Origin of the sequence: Mediterraneibacter sp. NSJ-151 (assembly GCF_022487435.1) — a bacterium.
Taxonomy (GTDB): domain Bacteria; phylum Bacillota; class Clostridia; order Lachnospirales; family Lachnospiraceae; genus Schaedlerella; species Schaedlerella hominis.
Genome location: NZ_JAKVPP010000003.1, coordinates 184,712 through 202,217, shown reverse-complemented (window position 1 = coordinate 202,217; position 17,506 = coordinate 184,712). Strand labels below are relative to the sequence as shown.

Annotated in this window: 11 protein-coding genes, 1 riboswitch and 1 other annotated feature; of the genes, 8 read left to right on the top strand and 3 right to left on the bottom strand. The window is 36.4% G+C overall.

What is annotated here, in order from left to right; genetic code table 11:
* Positions 1–29 precede the first annotated feature (29 nt).
* Entirely contained in the window at positions 30–1,628 is a 1,599-nt protein-coding gene (locus LQE94_RS04320) for a CvpA family protein (protein ID WP_240577092.1), read from the top strand.
* A 97-nt stretch (positions 1,629–1,725) separates the two neighbouring features.
* Here LQE94_RS04320 and LQE94_RS04315 read toward each other — a convergent pair whose 3' ends face one another.
* Positions 1,726–2,148, bottom strand: a complete 423-nt coding sequence (locus LQE94_RS04315) for a hypothetical protein (RefSeq protein ID WP_022075099.1) — start codon at positions 2,146–2,148, stop codon at positions 1,726–1,728.
* Between the two features lie 167 nt (positions 2,149–2,315).
* Positions 2,316–2,422, top strand: a riboswitch (glycine riboswitch).
* A 2-nt stretch (positions 2,423–2,424) separates the two neighbouring features.
* On the opposite strand from LQE94_RS04315, the gene LQE94_RS04310 reads away from it, so the two are divergent.
* The 4 genes from LQE94_RS04310 (at position 2,425) to LQE94_RS04295 (ending at position 10,303) form a co-directional block, all read left to right on the top strand.
* Positions 2,425–3,828, top strand: coding sequence for an alanine/glycine:cation symporter family protein (locus tag LQE94_RS04310; RefSeq protein WP_240577091.1), 1,404 nt, complete (start codon positions 2,425–2,427; stop codon positions 3,826–3,828).
* A 51-nt stretch (positions 3,829–3,879) separates the two neighbouring features.
* Positions 3,880–4,115, top strand: a binding site (T-box leader).
* A 48-nt stretch (positions 4,116–4,163) separates the two neighbouring features.
* Positions 4,164–6,596 carry a leucine--tRNA ligase gene (gene leuS, locus LQE94_RS04305; protein ID WP_276312694.1) on the top strand — a complete coding sequence of 811 codons (2,433 nt, stop codon included), beginning with the start codon at positions 4,164–4,166 and terminating at the stop codon, positions 6,594–6,596.
* Positions 6,597–6,840: 244 nt separating this feature from the next.
* Positions 6,841–8,127, top strand: a complete 1,287-nt coding sequence (locus tag LQE94_RS04300; protein WP_022075102.1) for a hypothetical protein — start codon at positions 6,841–6,843, stop codon at positions 8,125–8,127.
* A 334-nt stretch (positions 8,128–8,461) separates the two neighbouring features.
* Complete coding sequence (locus tag LQE94_RS04295; RefSeq protein ID WP_240577090.1) at positions 8,462–10,303, top strand: DUF975 family protein; 1,842 nt, start codon at positions 8,462–8,464, stop codon at positions 10,301–10,303.
* Positions 10,304–10,321: 18 nt separating this feature from the next.
* Here LQE94_RS04295 and LQE94_RS04290 read toward each other — a convergent pair whose 3' ends face one another.
* Positions 10,322–10,891, bottom strand: a complete 570-nt coding sequence (locus LQE94_RS04290; protein ID WP_240577089.1) for a TetR/AcrR family transcriptional regulator C-terminal domain-containing protein — start codon at positions 10,889–10,891, stop codon at positions 10,322–10,324.
* A 280-nt stretch (positions 10,892–11,171) separates the two neighbouring features.
* On the opposite strand from LQE94_RS04290, the gene LQE94_RS04285 reads away from it, so the two are divergent.
* A complete protein-coding gene (locus tag LQE94_RS04285; RefSeq protein ID WP_022075966.1) occupies positions 11,172–11,747 on the top strand; it encodes a manganese efflux pump MntP in 576 nt (191 codons plus the stop codon).
* Between the two features lie 58 nt (positions 11,748–11,805).
* Positions 11,806–13,179 carry a radical SAM protein gene (locus LQE94_RS04280; RefSeq protein WP_022075967.1) on the top strand — a complete coding sequence of 458 codons (1,374 nt, stop codon included), beginning with the start codon at positions 11,806–11,808 and terminating at the stop codon, positions 13,177–13,179.
* 91 nt (positions 13,180–13,270) lie between these two features.
* Here LQE94_RS04280 and LQE94_RS04275 read toward each other — a convergent pair whose 3' ends face one another.
* Positions 13,271–14,497, bottom strand: coding sequence for an argininosuccinate synthase (locus LQE94_RS04275; RefSeq protein ID WP_118737227.1), 1,227 nt, complete (start codon positions 14,495–14,497; stop codon positions 13,271–13,273).
* Positions 14,498–14,757: 260 nt separating this feature from the next.
* On the opposite strand from LQE94_RS04275, the gene LQE94_RS04270 reads away from it, so the two are divergent.
* Positions 14,758–17,478: a translation factor GTPase family protein gene (locus LQE94_RS04270; RefSeq protein ID WP_240577088.1), complete on the top strand. Its 2,721-nt coding sequence runs from the start codon at positions 14,758–14,760 to the stop codon at positions 17,476–17,478.
* The last annotated feature ends 28 nt before the right edge of the window (positions 17,479–17,506 follow it).

The following is a 17,506-nucleotide window of genomic DNA, read 5'->3' as shown; positions in this document are numbered from 1 at the left end:
CTTAAGTGGATAAAGGCAGGAGAGAAGAAATGAAAAAAGGAAAATGGAAGCTGGCATCGGTAATAGCAGTACTGATTCTGGCAGGATTATATTATTATATAGCATTACCGGCAATTAATATTCATGCAACAGAGATATGGATATTCATGCTGATCGTAGTAGTTTTAATAGGAGCAGTTTATCTTGCAAAGAAAAAGCCTACAAAATTTGAAATGAAAAGATTATTAGGCTTTAAGATTATTGCTGGAATTTTGATTTTGCTTATCGCAATTTATTTGATTGGCAGTTTGTTGTCTTCGCCAATTATAAATGCAAAGAAATATCAGAAATTATTGAACGTAGAGACCGGAAAATTTACTACAGATGTAGAAGAATTATCATTTGATCAGATTCCGTTGTTAGATAAAGACTCTGCAACGATTCTTGGAAACCGTAAAATGGGAAGTATGGTGGATATGGTTTCACAGTTTGAGGTTGATGATCTTTATAGCCAGATTAACTATAAAGATCAGCCTGTTAGAGTATCTCCGCTTCGTTATGCAAGTTTAATTAAATGGTTTACGAATCAAAAAGAAGGAATTCCGGCATATATTCGTATCGATATGGCAACACAAAACACTGAGCTTGTCAAATTAAATGAAGGTATGAAGTATACGACCAGTGACCATTTTAACAGAAATATTTATCGTCATTTGCGTTTTAATTATCCGACTTATATTTTTAATGAATTAAGTTTTGAAGTAAATGATGAGGGAGTTCCATATTGGATCTGTCCTGTTAAACAATATAACATTGGGTTGTTTGGTGGCGTAACAGTAGGAAGGGTTGTGCTTTGTAACGCAATTACAGGAGAAACACAGGATTATGCAATAGAAGATGCACCAGAATGGATAGACCGTGCTTATTCTGCAGATTTACTTGTGGAATTATATAATTATCATGGAACTCTAAAGCATGGATATTTTAATAGTATTTTAGGACAGAAAGATTGTCTGATGACAACAAGTGGATATAATTATCTGGCAATTGATGATGATGTCTGGGTATATACTGGTGTAACATCTGTCAGCGGAGATCAATCTAATGTTGGTTTTGTTCTTATGAATCAGCGTACTATGGAAACAAAATTTTATGAAGTGGAAGGCGCAACAGAAGATTCGGCAATGTCTTCTGCTGAAGGGCAGGTACAGAATCTGAAATATAAGGCTACATTTCCGTTGCTTTTAAACATTTCCAGCGAGCCGACATATTTTATTGCATTAAAGGATGATGCCGGACTTGTAAAAAAATATGCGATGGTTAATGTTCAAAAATATCAAATTGTTGCAATAGGAGATACAGTAAGTGCCTGTGAAGAGGCATATGTTCAATTAATGTATGAAAATGGTATTAAAGTGAAAGATGAAAGCGTTAAAGAAACAGAAGTTATTTCTGGGAAAATAACAAAAATCGTACAAGGCGTAGTAGATGGAAATTCTCATTACTATATGATGTTGGAAAAATCAGATGAGATTTTTGATATTTCAGTTATAGATTATATTGATGTGATTAAATATAACGTTGGAGATGAAATTACATTGGAATATCAAGAAGGAAAGAAAACAAATACTGTAATCAATATTAAATAAAAATAACAATGAAAAATCCTGCAGGAAAAATTCTTGCAGGATTTTTTTGACCGATTAGCTGGTCATGATAAATTGTAATTCATTTTATCCGAAAGGATTAACATAAAACCTTATATGCCGGATCATCAATATTAGGAATGTCTTCTTTGGATGCACTTACACTTACAAAGAACTCAATGTTGTTTGTAGTAGCAATTTTATCCAGTTTCTGAAGAAAATCTGGAAGACTGTTAAGTGTAATATCTGCCTGTTTCAATGCTCCATCAATGAAAATCGTATCAATATCATGATTACCTGCAACCATACCATATAAGAATCCAACAAATTCTTCTAGTGTCTCGATATCTTTGTAATCATCCATACAAATTGCACGAACATTAAAGTCTACGCTGTATGTATCTCTGTGACTTTTTTTGATTAATACAACGTTACCGTTAGAAGTCTTAACCTTCTCGTTTGCAAGTTCAATGATCTGCTGTGTTTTTCCGCTACCTTTCGGACCTGTGATTAAATTTACCATGGCAATTCTCTCCTTTATGTAGAAAAATTTTTGAGTATTAATCTGCTCAAATCTCTTATAACTATTATACACCAAAGGGGTATTATGAACAACAAAAAAACAGAAAAGTTCAAAAAAATCTTGAAATATTTATCGACGAGTGGTATGCTTGTCTACAGTGTTGTAAAGCACTAAACTCAGGAGAGTCTCTTCAAAAAAATCTAAAGGAAGAGCGCCGAAGGTGTACGCAGCAATTTGCTGTTAATCTCTCAGGCAAAAGGATGGAGGAATATTAACATGTTTGAGCAAATCAACAACTTTATCACATGGTTTGATGGAGTCGTATGGGGACTTCCATTAATCATTCTAATCCTGATCACAGGATTTCTATTAACAGTTCGATTAGGGCTATTACAAGTACGACATCTTGGAAAAGCCTTAAAATTCATGGTGAAAAATGAAGAAGACGGACATGGAGAAGTAACAAGTTTTGGAGCTTTGTGTACTGCATTGTCAGCAACTATTGGAACCGGTAATATTGTCGGTGTAGCAACAGCAATTGCAGCCGGAGGACCCGGAGCATTGTTTTGGATGGTAGTTGCAGCCTTTTTTGGAATGGCTACAAAGTATGCAGAAGGCCTGCTGGCTATTAAATATCGTACGATAGATGAAAATGGTCATGTCCTGGGTGGACCATTTTACTATATCGAAAATGGTATGGGAAAACAGTGGAGATGGCTAGGTAAGATATTTGCCTTTTTCGGAGCAGGTGTTGGATTATTCGGAATCGGAACTTTCACACAGGTAAATGGTATTGCATCCGCAATTAAGAATTTCTTTGACCCGGATATGCTTCATACAGTCAATTTGTTTGGTGGAACATATTCTTGGGCAACAGTTATTTCATGCCTTGTGCTTACAGTTTGTGTAGGTTTGGTTGTAATCGGAGGAATCCAGCGTATTTCAAAAGTTTCACAGGTTGTTGTTCCATTTATGGCAGTATTATATGTGGTACTTGCTTTGATTATTATGGTTACACACATTACAGCTATTCCGGGTGCAATTGTGACAATAGTAAAATCAGCATTTACAGGAAGTGCACTTGCAGGTGGAGCAATGGGTACAATGGTTGTAGCAATGCAGAAAGGAATCGCAAGAGGTATCTTTTCAAATGAATCAGGTCTTGGTAGTGCACCAATCGCAGCAGCTGCAGCACAAACAAAAGAACCTGTACGTCAGGGACTTGTTTCCATGACAGGAACATTTATTGATACAATTGTAATTTGTACAATGACAGGTCTTTCTATTGTAATAACAGGAACTTGGAATACAGGTCTTGAAGGTGTCGAAATTACAACGGCTGCATTCCAGCAGGGCTTACCATTTCCATCTGTATTTGCATCCTTTTCATTAATGCTTTGTCTTGTATTCTTTGCATTTACAACAATCCTTGGATGGGACTATTACGGTGAAAGATGTTTGGAGTATTTATTTAACCGTAACCAAAAAGCAGTGAAAACTTATCGCTGGTTATATATTTTATGTGTATTTTTCGGACCATATATGACAGTTGCAGCGGTATGGAATATCGCAGATATTTTCAATGCATTAATGGCATTTCCAAACTTAATTGCACTTTTAACATTAAGTGGAGTTGTTGTGAGGGAAACAAAAGACTATTTCAATCGAATGAATGCCTAGATAAATGACTTGACTTCTATATAAATAGTTCTTATAATAAAGAAGAATATTGCAAAAACGAAGATAAGAATTAGTAGAAGAAGAAAGTCTTACAGAGAACTGCCGGTTGGTGCGAGGCAGAAGATGGAATTCTTTGAACTCATCTTGGAGTTCTTCTGTTGAATCACCTAGTAGACAGAAGCGGGTATTCCCGTTATAGAATATAATGAGTGCATCTGACATGACATTATAGAGAGTGTTGGATGAATAAGAGTGGTACCACGGAAGTAAGCCTTTTCGTCTCTTGATGATAGAGATGAAAAGGCTTTTATTTTATATGAAAGGTAGGAATAATAATGTCACAGAAAATTGTGTACAATCACAAAGCCGTTGAGAAAAAATGGCGTGAAAAATGGGAAGAAAATCCGGTAAATCCTAGAATGGATGATAACGGAAATAAAAAGCAAAAATATTACTGTCTGGATATGTTCCCATATCCATCAGGAAATGGTCTTCATGTAGGACATTGGAGAGGATATGTGATCTCTGATGTATGGAGCCGTTATAAACTGCAGCAGGGATATTATATCGTTCATCCAATGGGTTGGGATGCATTTGGTCTCCCGGCAGAAAATTATGCAATTAAAATGGGAACTCATCCAGCAATATCAACAGAGGCAAATATTACAAATATCAAACGCCAGATCAATGAAATTGCTGCATTGTATGATTGGGATATGGAAGTAAATACAACAGATCCTAATTTCTACAAATGGACACAGTGGATTTTTGTTCAGATGTTCAAAAAAGGTTTGGCATATGAGAAGGAATTTCCAATCAACTGGTGCCCTTCATGTAAAACAGGTTTAGCAAATGAAGAAGTGGTTAATGGTAAGTGTGAGCGTTGTGGATCAGAGGTAACAAAGAAAAATCTGCGTCAGTGGATGCTGAAGATTACAGCTTATGCAGATCGTCTTCTGAATGATCTTGATAAACTCGATTGGCCTGAAAAAGTAAAGAAGATGCAGGCTGACTGGATTGGAAAATCTTACGGAGCAGAAGTTGATTTTCCAATTGATGGAAGAGACGAGAAAATCACTGTTTATACAACAAGACCAGATACTCTCCACGGAGCAACATTTATGGTACTTGCCCCAGAACATGAATTAGCTGCATCATTAGCTACACCTGAAACAAAAGAAGCAGTAGAGAAATATATTTATGACTCTTCTATGAAATCAAATGTAGATCGTATGCAGGACAAAGAAAAAACCGGAGTATTTACAGGAAGCTATGCAATTAATCCATTAAATGGAGCAAAGACACCAATCTGGTTGTCAGATTATGTTCTTGCAGATTATGGTACTGGTGCAATTATGTGTGTACCTGCACATGATGATCGTGATTTTGCATTTGCTACAAAATTTGGTATTCCAATTGTTCAGGTTATTGCAAAAGATGGACAAGAAATTGAAAATATGACAGAGGCATATACAGAAGCTGTTGGAACAATGATCAACTCTGGAGAATGGAATGGCATGGAATCAGCTGTGCTGAAAAAAGAAGCTCCACATATCATTGAAGAGCGCGGTATCGGACGGGCTACTGTGAACTTCAAATTACGTGACTGGGTATTCTCACGTCAGCGCTATTGGGGAGAACCTATTCCGATCATCCACTGTCCAAAATGTGGTAACGTTCCAGTTCCAGAAGAAGAACTTCCACTTCGTTTGCCTGATGTAGAATCTTATGAACCTACAGGAACAGGTGAATCACCACTGGCAGCAATTGATGAGTGGGTAAACTGTAAGTGTCCTGTATGTGGTGCAGATTCAAAACGTGAAACAAACACTATGCCTCAGTGGGCAGGTTCGTCATGGTATTTCCTTCGTTATGTAGATAATCATAACGATAAAGAACTGGTTTCAAGAGAAAAAGCGGATGAAATGCTTCCGGTAGACATGTATATCGGAGGAGTAGAGCATGCTGTATTACACTTGTTATACTCCAGATTCTATACAAAATTCTTAAATGATATCGGAGTTGTTGATTTTGATGAACCTTTCCATAAATTATTTAACCAGGGAATGATCACAGGTAAGAATGGAATCAAAATGAGTAAATCAAAAGGTAATGTCGTATCACCGGATGATCTTGTGCGTGATTATGGATGTGACTCATTAAGAATGTATGAACTGTTTGTAGGACCACCTGAGTTAGATGCAGAATGGGATGATAGAGGAATCGATGGTGTAAACCGTTTCTTGAAACGTCTCTGGAATTTATTGATGGATAGTAAAGGAGCCAATGTTGAAGCTACAAAAGAGATGGTAAAACTTCGTCACAAACTTGTATATGATATTACATCTCGTCTTGAAACATTTAGCTTAAATACTGTTATTTCAGGATTTATGGAGTATAATAACAAATTTATCGATCTTGCCAAGAAAACAGGTGGAATTGACAAAGAAACATTAGAAACAATTGCTGTATTACTTTCACCATTTGCACCACATTTTGCAGAAGAAATGTGGGAGCAGCTCGGACATACAGAAACAATCTTCAAAGCAGGTTGGCCTGTATATGATGAAACAGAAATGGCAGACGACGAAATAGAAGTTCCTGTACAGATTAATGGAAAAACAAGAGCGGTTATTTCAATTCCGGCAGATGCATCTAAGGAAGACGCAATTGCAGCTGGTAAAGAAGCTGTTGCAGATAAATTGACAGGAACAATTGTAAAAGAAATTTATGTTCCTAAGAAAATCATTAACATTGTACAAAAATAAATAATAAAAACAGACAATACCTACAACTCTCACTTGTATAAAGTGAGAGTTGTTTTTATCTATAGAAATGCAAAGGTGTAACATAAGGCGAAAAATTGAATATAATCATCTTAAAAGCTTCATAAATCTTGTCAAATACACCGAAAATGTAAAAAAACAATATTTTTTTGCAAGAAAAGGTTGAAGAAAAATCAAAAATCGTATACACTACTATTTAGTTAGTGAAAAATTGGAGGATACAAAGATGGCGGCGTACAAAAATTTAAGCGTAGAAGAATTAAAAGAATTAAAAACAAAGTTGGATGCAGAATTTGAAGAGGTAAAAGCCAGAGGATTGAATTTGGATATGTCTCGTGGTAAACCGTCTGCAGAACAGTTGAACCTGTCTATGGGAATGATGGATGTACTGACAAGTGATACCGATTTAATCTGTCAGGAAGGTGTTGATTGTAGAAACTATGGAGTATTAGATGGAATCACAGAAGCCAAACAGCTTCTTGCTGATATGATGGAAGTACCAAAACAAAATATTATCATCTTTGGAAATTCTAGCTTGAATGTTATGTATGATCAGATTGCACGTGCAATGACTCACGGAGTTCTTGGAAGTACACCATGGGCAAAATTAGACAAAGTAAAATTCCTTTGTCCAGTACCAGGATATGACAGACATTTTGCAATTACAGAACATTTCGGAATTGAGATGATTAATGTTCCTATGACTGCTACTGGTCCAGATATGGACATTGTAGAAAAGCTGGTTGCAGAAGATGATGCAATCAAGGGAATCTGGTGTGTACCAAAATATTCTAATCCACAAGGAATTACATATTCAGATGAAACGGTACGTCGTTTTGCAAGATTAAAACCAGCAGCAGAGGATTTCCGTATTTATTGGGATAATGCGTATGGTATTCATCATTTATATGAGGATAAACAGGATCAGCTGATTGAAATTTTGGAAGAGTGTGAGAAAGCAGGAAATCCAAACCTTGCATATAAATTCTCATCTACATCAAAAATCAGTTTTCCTGGATCAGGAATTGCTGCAATTGCTTCATCAGATGAAAATCTTGCAGAAATCCGCAAACAGATGCAGGTTCAGACAATTGGTCACGATAAGGTAAATCAGCTTCGTCATGCCAGATTCTTCGGAGATATTAATGGGATGGTAGAGCACATGAGAAAACATGCTGATATACTTCGTCCAAAATTTGATGCAGTACTTGAAACTCTTGATAGAGAACTTGGCGGATTAGAAATCGGATCATGGATCGCACCACGAGGCGGTTATTTTATCTCCTTTGATTCAATGGAGGGATGTGCAAAAGCAATTGTCGCTAAAGCAAAAGAAGCTGGTCTTGTTATGACCGGAGCAGGAGCAACATTCCCATATGGTAAAGATCCAAAAGATAGCAATATCCGTATTGCCCCTTCATACCCAACACTTGAAGATTTGAAAGTGGCCGCAGAAATCTTTGTATTGAGTGTTAAGATTGTCAGTGTTGATAAATTACTTGGCAATTTATAAAATATTGTTTTATCTCAGTCGAGAAGACTCCCACCTCTTCAGGTGGTGAGTAATAACAAAATTGTCTCAGTGGGAGTCCAATCTCCGACTGAGATAAACGCTCCGCGAGGATGCGCAGTGATTCTGATAGGAATATGTCAGCTTCGCTGACCAGAATCACGCGCCAAGTCTCACGGACGTTCGACTTGAATTATGTAAGCCAAATTTATTTATTGTTGAAAAGCAGTTCTTAAGTCGCAGAACTGCTTTTTCTTTATTTTATGATATTCTTTTAAAATAATGAAGAAAAGTGGTTAAGAATATGATAATATAAGAATATTGGAGGCACGATAATATGCTTAAGAGAAAAGAAATGAAAAAGCGTGCAAAGCAGGTTGTAAAGAAACACTATTGGCTGTTACTTATCCTTTGTCTTGGAATGGCACTGTTTGGCACCGAATTTTCATCTACATTAAATTTTGTTCGAACAGAACGAACAGAAATGGATAGCAAAACAAAAGAAAATAAAAACGCTATTCAATATAATTCAAGATTAGCATTAGATGATATATTAAATGATGCATTAGATGGACATATTGATGAGGCCTATAGACTGGCAAATAATCTTAAATTAGAAGAAATTACGCAAAACAGTACAGTTCAAAAAGGAATTGTGCTTGGAAGAAGCAGGGGAATACTGGCTGATTTAGTAAATAATATTACTTCAGGTTATTTCCTTGTAGTATTGCTTAGTGCAATAGAAAGTCTTGGATTGTCAAAAAATATTATAATTGCACTTTTTATAATATTATCCGCTATTGTGCTATTTTTAGTATGGATGTTTATCAAAAATGTACTTCAGACAATTCTTAGAAGAATGGTTCTGGAATGCAGATTATACGATAAAGTACCTTTTCAAAGAATTTTATTTCTGGCAAAAGTAAAGAAATGGTGTAAAGTAGCGGTAACATTGGCGATGAAAGTATTATTTCAGACTCTTTGGGCATGCACTATTATCGGAGGCGTTATCAAACGATATTCGTATTATCTGGTTCCCTATATTGTAGCAGAAAATCCAGATATTGGTTGGAAAGAAGCAATTACATTATCTCGAAAAATGATGGGTGGATACAAGTGGGAATGCTTTAAATTAGAAATGTCTTTCTTATTATGGGATATGGCAGGCTTTTTGACATTAGGAATATCGGATTTGTTTTATACAAATGCATATAAGATTGCAACGTATACAGAGTTTTATATCCAAGTAAGACTTTTGGCAAAAAAGAATTGTGTTAAGGGAATAGAATTACTTAATGACTTATATTTATATGAAAAAGCGGATGCATTAACATTGGATGAAGCGTATATAGATGTTTTATTTATGGATTATTATTTGCCAAAGAAGACGGAGCATTTGAACGGAATTAAGGGATTTATGGCGCGAAATCTTGGAATTACACTTTATCCAAGAAAAGAAGAGCTTCAACTTGAGAAAATGCAATATGAGGATGCAAAATTCCGATTGATGCAGGACGCTTTGACAGGAAAAGGATATCCATCAAGATTGTTTCCTATTCCTGAAAAGGAAAAAGATGTAAAGGCCGGACATATTAACTATATGCGAAGATATTCACCAATCTCTTTGGTATTGATATTTTTTGTTTTTTGTGTCACAGGATGGGTGTGGGAAGTAAGCCTTCATTTGGTAGCAGACGGAACATTTGTAAATCGCGGAATGTTGCACGGACCATGGATTCCTATCTATGGGGCCGGAAGCTTATTGATTCTTACATTATTATATCGCTTGCGCAGGAAACCGATATTGGAGTTTACAGCAATTGTAATACTTTCGGGTGTAATTGAATATATGACATCGTATTATACAGAATGCTTGTTTAATGGGAAAAAATGGTGGGATTATCAAGGGTACTTTTTAAATCTAGATGGTAGAATTTGTGCAGAGGGTCTTTTAACTTTTGGTATAGGGGGAATGATTCTTGTATATCTGATAGCTCCAATGTTAGATAATTATTTAAGAAAAATGAAAACACAAATTGCAGTTCCGTTATGTGTTATTCTTTTAAGTTTGTTTATGATAGATCAAGTATATTCTTTTATAAACCCGAATACCGGTCATGGAATTACCGATTATATCAGTAAAATATACATAGAAACGAATAGCTCAGTCAGAGGTTAAAACCTGACTGAGCTCATTTTATCTAAGCGGATACTCTAATAAATCTAATACAGAGTTACGAATAATATAATTATAAGCGGCGTGAACCTCTTCACCTGAAAAAAGTGTGTCCTGACAAATCCAGTATTTCAAAGAATCTGCTAATCCAAAAGTATAGAAACGAGCGATAGCTTCAATAGTAAGAATAGCCAGCTTGTCAGGGGCTTTTAATGGATATTTTGATAAAATTTGTAAGAATAAATGATAAATATAGTCGCTCATTAATTCTTCAAACGAATTCTGTCCTGTTATTTCGTATGCTTTTCGATAAAAGGCATAGTCTTTTTCCAGACAGTTGCATAATAAACGAAAGATATCTTCTTCCATATTATTATCCATCAATACTTGAATCTTATCTTTAATTTCTGTTTTTAATATCCATTCCAAAACTTCATATTTATCTTGAAAATGTTTATAAAAAGTAGGACGGATAACACCAGCTCCATCAGTGATCATTTTAATTGTAATTTTTTCAAAAGGAATCTGAAGAACCAGCTCTCTGAAGGATGCAGTAAGCAGGTCTTTAGTCAGTTCTTTCTTGTCTTCCATATCAAATAACTCTCCTTCGAAAATATCAAATTTCTAATAATTCAGCCCTTTAATGTTTTCATCTGAAACATAAGTATAACACATTTCTCTTAAAATAAAAATCCTGTTTTTTCAAAAATCAATTATAAAATGAGGATACAAATATTTCAAAATGTACCTTGATTTATAACAGTTTTAAGAAAATTGTCCTTTCTGTGTTACATATTTAAAGGACTGGATATTACATGTGGATAATATCTTCTGATACAATAGGCACATCAAGAAGAAGGGAGCGAAAATTGTGAGTCTACTAGAGATTATTCTGATTTCGATAGGGTTAACAATGGATGTTTTCGCATATGCTTTATTGAAAGGTGCGATGATGTCAGAAATCAGAAAAAAGAATTTATTGAAGATCTGCAGTATATTTACTTTTTGGCAGGTTATCAGTATGATACTGGGAAATCTGTTGACAAATATTCCTTTCACAGCAAAATTGGGAATGGATGTAGGTCATGATTCAAATGCATTTTCCGTTTTAATTTTTCTTGGTCTTGGAATCTATATGATTGTGAAAGCAATTAAAGAAAAACCAGTCGAAGAAAAAAAAGATGAGATAATTTCAGCAAAACAAATCATTGTATGGGCTTGTATTACAAGTATAGATGCCTTTATTGCAGGAATTGGGTTTGGCTTTCTAGAAACAGATTTCTTATTACTGGTATTTATTATTGGGATTGCCACAATATCAATGGTCATTATCGGTATGTATATTGGTTATTGGATGGGATGTCAGTTTAGAAGGACTGCTGTAACAATCGGGGGCTGTATTTTACTTTTTGGTGCTGTTGAATTTATTATTCGCACACTGTATTAATGTAAAAGTAATATTTTTAATTGGTTTTATACTAAAAGATAAAGGAAAGGTGAAAGAAATGGCAACAATTAAACATCAGGCAGCAAGAGCTGCATTTGGAGCTGCAGCAGACGTAACATTAAAATATTTGAATAAAGATCCTGAAAAGCGAGAGAAGAGTCTTTTGAAAATTGTAGATTTAACAGAGAGCTTCGCAAAAGATCGTTTCAAACCAGAATCATATGAGGCAGCAAAAGCAATGATTCGTGACAAGGACAGTAAATGGATGCAGTATGTTAATCGGATTTTTGACGAAGTAAGTCCAAATGTAATCAAAAAAACAGCAATGAATCTTGGATTTGAAGCAATGTTGAGCGGAACAAAGATTATGCATGAAATGCGCGAAAAATATCAGTGCAATATTCCATGGCTCCTTTTAATAGATCCAACAAGTGCTTGTAATTTACATTGTACCGGATGTTGGGCAGCTGAATATGGTCATACAATGTCTTTAACTTATGATGAACTGGACAGCATTATTACGCAAGGAAAAGAGTTAGGAATTTATCTCTATATGTATACAGGTGGAGAGCCGCTTGTGCGTAAAGCAGATATTATTAAATTATGCGAAAAACATAATGATTGTGCTTTCCATGCATTTACAAATGGTACTTTAGTCGATGATGCATTTTGTGAAGAAATGGATCGAGTTGGTAATCTTTCATTATCAATCAGTCTGGAAGGTTATGAAGAAGTAAATGATGGAAGACGTGGACAAGGTGTGTTTGATAAAGTTATGAAAGCCATGGATACTTTGAAAGCCCACGGACAAATATTCGGTACATCTATATGCTATACAAGAGCAAATATTGACACTGTTACATCCGATGAATTTCTTGATATGATTATCGACAAAGGGTGTCGTTATGCATGGTATTTCCATTATATGCCAGTTGGAAATGATGCAGCAGTAGAATTACTTCCAACAAAAGAACAGAGAGAATATATGTATCATAGAATTCGAGAAATTCGAGGTAAGGAGGGTGGCAAACCGATTTTTGCATTTGATTTCCAAAATGATGGCGAATTTGTAGGCGGTTGTATCGCAGGTGGCCGTAACTATTGCCATATCAATCCAAACGGGGATGTTGAACCATGCGTATTTATTCATTATTCAGGTGCAAATATTAAAGAAGTAAGTCTTCTGGATGCATTGAGACAGCCATTATTTATGGCATATCGCGAGGGTCAGCCATTTAATAATAATCATCTTCGCCCATGTCCAATGCTGGAGAATCCGGAGAAGTTAAGAGAAATGGTAGAAAAGACAGGCGCAAAATCGACAGATATGCAGTCTCCTGAAAATGTGGAACATCTATGTGCAAAATGTGATGCTTATGCAGCAGAATGGAAAGAGAAGGCAGAAGAGCTTTGGAATAACAACAAAAAGTAATTTGAAAAATAAGCCGTTATAGAAAAAGAGAGCACTGATATCCGGATGTTTTAACTGGATATCAGTGCTCGTCTTTTAATATTGGATATTATTATTTATTCTTTTTTAACTCCTGCATTTTCATAGCACGAACTTTCAATGGAAGTCCGAATAATGTAATGAATCCATCTGCATCATGGTGGTCATACAAATCACCTGTTGTAAAGCTTGCAAGAGACTCGCTGTACAGAGAGTATGGAGATGTCTCACCGGCTTTGATGATATTACCTTTATACAGTTTGAATTTTACTTCTCCTGTTACATATTCTTGTGTAACATCCATGAATGCCTGGATAGCTTCACGAAGTGGCGTGAACCATTTTCCCTCGTATACAATCTGTGCAAATTTATTTCCAAGATCTTTCTTTACTTCATATGTAGCGCGGTCAAGAACAAGCTCTTCTAACTGCTCATGTGCAGCCATCAGGATTGTTCCACCTGGTGTCTCGTATACCCCACGAGATTTCATACCTACAACTCGGTTCTCTACGATGTCGATGATACCGATACCATGTTTTCCACCGAGACGGTTGAGTTCTTTGATGATGTCAGAAACCTTCATTTCTTTACCGTTTACAGATTTTGGTACACCTGCCTCGAATGTCATAGTTACATATTCGCCCTCGTCCGGAGCTTTCTCTGGAGAAACTCCAAGTACAAGCAGGTCATCGTAATTTGGCTCATTAGCAGGGTCTTCAAGTTCCAGACCTTCGTGACTGATGTGCCATAAGTTACGATCACGGCTGTAGCTGTGTTTTGCATCGAACGGAAGGTCGATACCATGCTGCTGGCAGTATGCAATTTCATCTTCACGAGACTGCATTGTCCAAACATCTGTCATTCTCCAAGGAGCGATAATTTTGATATCCGGAGCAAGTGCTTTGATACCAAGCTCGAAACGAATCTGGTCATTACCTTTACCTGTAGCACCGTGACAGATTGCAACAGCACCTTCTTTACGTGCAATCTCGACAAGTTTCTTAGCGATTGCAGGACGAGCCATAGATGTTCCGAGAAGATACTTGTTCTCATATACAGCACCTGCTTTTACGCAAGGTACGATATAGTTATCGCAGAAGTCATCTACGATATTTTCGATATATAATTTAGAAGCTCCGGATAATTTTGCGCGTTCTTCCAATCCATCCAATTCTTCGCCCTGCCCACAGTCGATGCAGCAGCAAATAACTTCATATCCGAAGTTCTCCTTTAACCAAGGGATAATAGCGGTCGTATCAAGACCACCAGAATATGCTAATACAACTTTTTCTTTACTCATTTTTCATTGCCTCCTAATGCTTCTTCAGTAAACTAAAATTTACTATACACCTATTTTTATATTTATGCAATAGGAAATGTTAAAAAATTCGTTTTATGCACATATTATACATGTAAATGTATATTTAATGACGGCAATAGTATGATTATACACTAGAACAAATAGATTTTTGACCTATGGGCACGATGCGAGATATTGTTCATAAAATTGTTCTATGATAAAATCATAAAAGGGAATAAAAAAGGAAGGGATAATACCTTATGAATAAAAAACTTGTGATTGGAATTTTAGCACATGTAGATGCAGGCAAAACAACGCTTTCGGAAAGCATGCTTTATCAAAGCGGTAGTATTCGAAAACTTGGACGAGTAGATAAAGGAGATGCTTTTTTAGATACCTACGAACTGGAACGTGAAAGAGGGATTACAATATTTTCCAAACAGGCACAGCTTTCCATTGATGATTTACAGATTACGCTGTTGGATACTCCGGGGCATGTGGATTTCTCTGCCGAGATGGAACGAACACTGCAAGTGTTGGATTATGCAATTCTTGTTATCAGCGGAGCTGACGGAGTGCAGGGACACACGGAAACCTTGTGGAAACTATTAGAACGTTATCACATTCCGGTTTTTCTTTTTATCAATAAAATGGACCAGAACGGAACAGATGAAGCAGCATTAATGAACGAATTGAAAAAACGTCTGGATGAAAATTGCGTGGATTTTAGTCAGACAGATACAGACGAATTAAATGAATCCATCGCAATGTGCAGCGAAGCTTTGTTGGAACAATACTTGGAAAGCGGAGAAATTGAGGATACACAAATCAGAAATTTAATCCGAAAAAGAAATTTATTTCCATGTTATTTCGGCTCAGCATTGAAAGTAACCGGTGTAGATGAATTTATGCGGGGAATTATGAATTATACAGAAGTAGCTACTGAATCAGAGGAAGCCAAATTCGGTGCGAAAGTATATAAGATCAGCAGAGACGATCAGGGAAATCGGCTTACCTATATTAAAGTGACCAGCGGATGTCTAAAAGTAAAAGACCTATTATCGGGGCGGGATAGACGAAAAGAAAAAGACTGGGAAGAAAAAATCAATCAGATCCGAATCTATTCTGGTGCAAAGTTTGACACTGTAAATCAGGCAGAACGGGGGATGATTTGTGCGGTTACCGGACTTAGTCAGACCTATCCCGGAGAGGGACTGGGAATTGAAAGGGACTCGGATATTCCGATTCTGGAACCGGTACTTACATATCAGATTCAACTTCCAGAGGACTGTGACGTACATTCCATGCTTGAAAAACTCCGTCAGTTGGAGGAAGAAGAACCTCTTTTACACATTATATGGAATGAAAAACTTGGAGAGATTTATGCACAGATCATGGGTGAAGTTCAGATAGAAGTATTAAAAAGCCTCATCTGGGAGCGCTTTCATGTACGCATAGAATTTGGCAAGGGAAACATAGTATATAAGGAAACAATCCGTCAGCCAGTAGAAGGCGTTGGTCATTTTGAACCATTGAGACATTATGCAGAAGTACATCTATTATTGGAACCGGCAGAGGCTGGAACCGGACTTCATTTTTTCAGCAATTGTAGTCAGGATACATTGGATTTGAACTGGCAACGTTTGATTTTGACTCATTTGGAAGAAAAAGAACATTGCGGCGTGCTTACCGGCTCTGCAATTACGGATATGCACATTACATTAACCACTGGAAAAGCACACCAGAAGCATACCGAGGGTGGTGACTTCCGTCAGGCAACGTATCGTGCAGTGCGTCAAGGACTCAAGAAAGCCGAAAGCATTTTGCTTGAACCATATTATAGCTATCGTTTGGAAGTACCTGCCGATATGGTCGGTCGTGCAATGACAGATATCCAACGTATGAGCGGAAGCTTTGATACCCCGCTTCAGGATGGGGAGATTGCTATTCTGACAGGGAGTGCGCCTGTTGTGACTATGCGGGACTATCAGACAGAAGTGATCAGTTATACAAAAGGGCGTGGTCGTTTATCTTGTACTTTGGAAGGATATAAACCATGTCACAATCAAGAAGAAGTAGTAAAAGAAGTTGGATATGACTCAGAACGAGATTTGGACAATCCGACAGGTTCAGTATTTTGCGCACATGGAGCCGGGTTTGTTGTAAAATGGGATGAAGTAGAAAATTATATGCATCTGCAAAGCACTCTGGAATCAAAGGAAACGGTTGATGAAGAATTTGTTTTCCCGACTGCGGCGGCACGTCGTGCATCGACATATCTGGAAATGACAGAAGAAGATCAAAAAGAGCTTGATGCGATGGTAGAAGCTTCACAACGTAAAAGAGAAGCGGCACGGAAAAGTTATGCTTATCGAAAAGATTTTTCAAATGAGAAAATAGCAGTAAATGGCAGTACAAAATCGTATTCTAATAAGAAGAAACAAAAGGAATATTTATTAGTAGATGGATACAATATTATATTTGCATGGGAAGAACTCAATGAACTGGCACAAGTAAATATGGATGCTGCCAGAGGGTGTTTACAAGATGTGTTGTGTAATTATCAAGGAATCAAAAAATGTGAATTGATATTAGTATTTGATGCTTATAAAGTAGAAGGTTTTTCTGGTGAAATACAGAAATATCATAATATACATGTTGTGTATACAAAAGAAGCTGAAACTGCAGATCAATATATTGAGAAAGTAGCTCATGAAATTGGAAGAAAATATCTTGTCACCGTTGCTACTTCAGATGGCACAGAACAAGTGATTATAAGAGGACAAGGCTGCCATCTTCTGTCTGCGAAAGAGTTAAAAGAAGAGGTTGAATTTGCTAATAAGGAATTAAGACAATATTATTCTGAAGATACATCACTCGAGAGAAACTATTTGTTTCAATATCTGGATAAAGATACAGCCAGGCAAATGGAAGAGGTTCGATTGGGAATCAATATTTCAGAGCAAAAAAAGAAAAAATAATACAACTACTTGACAAATAGAGAAATGT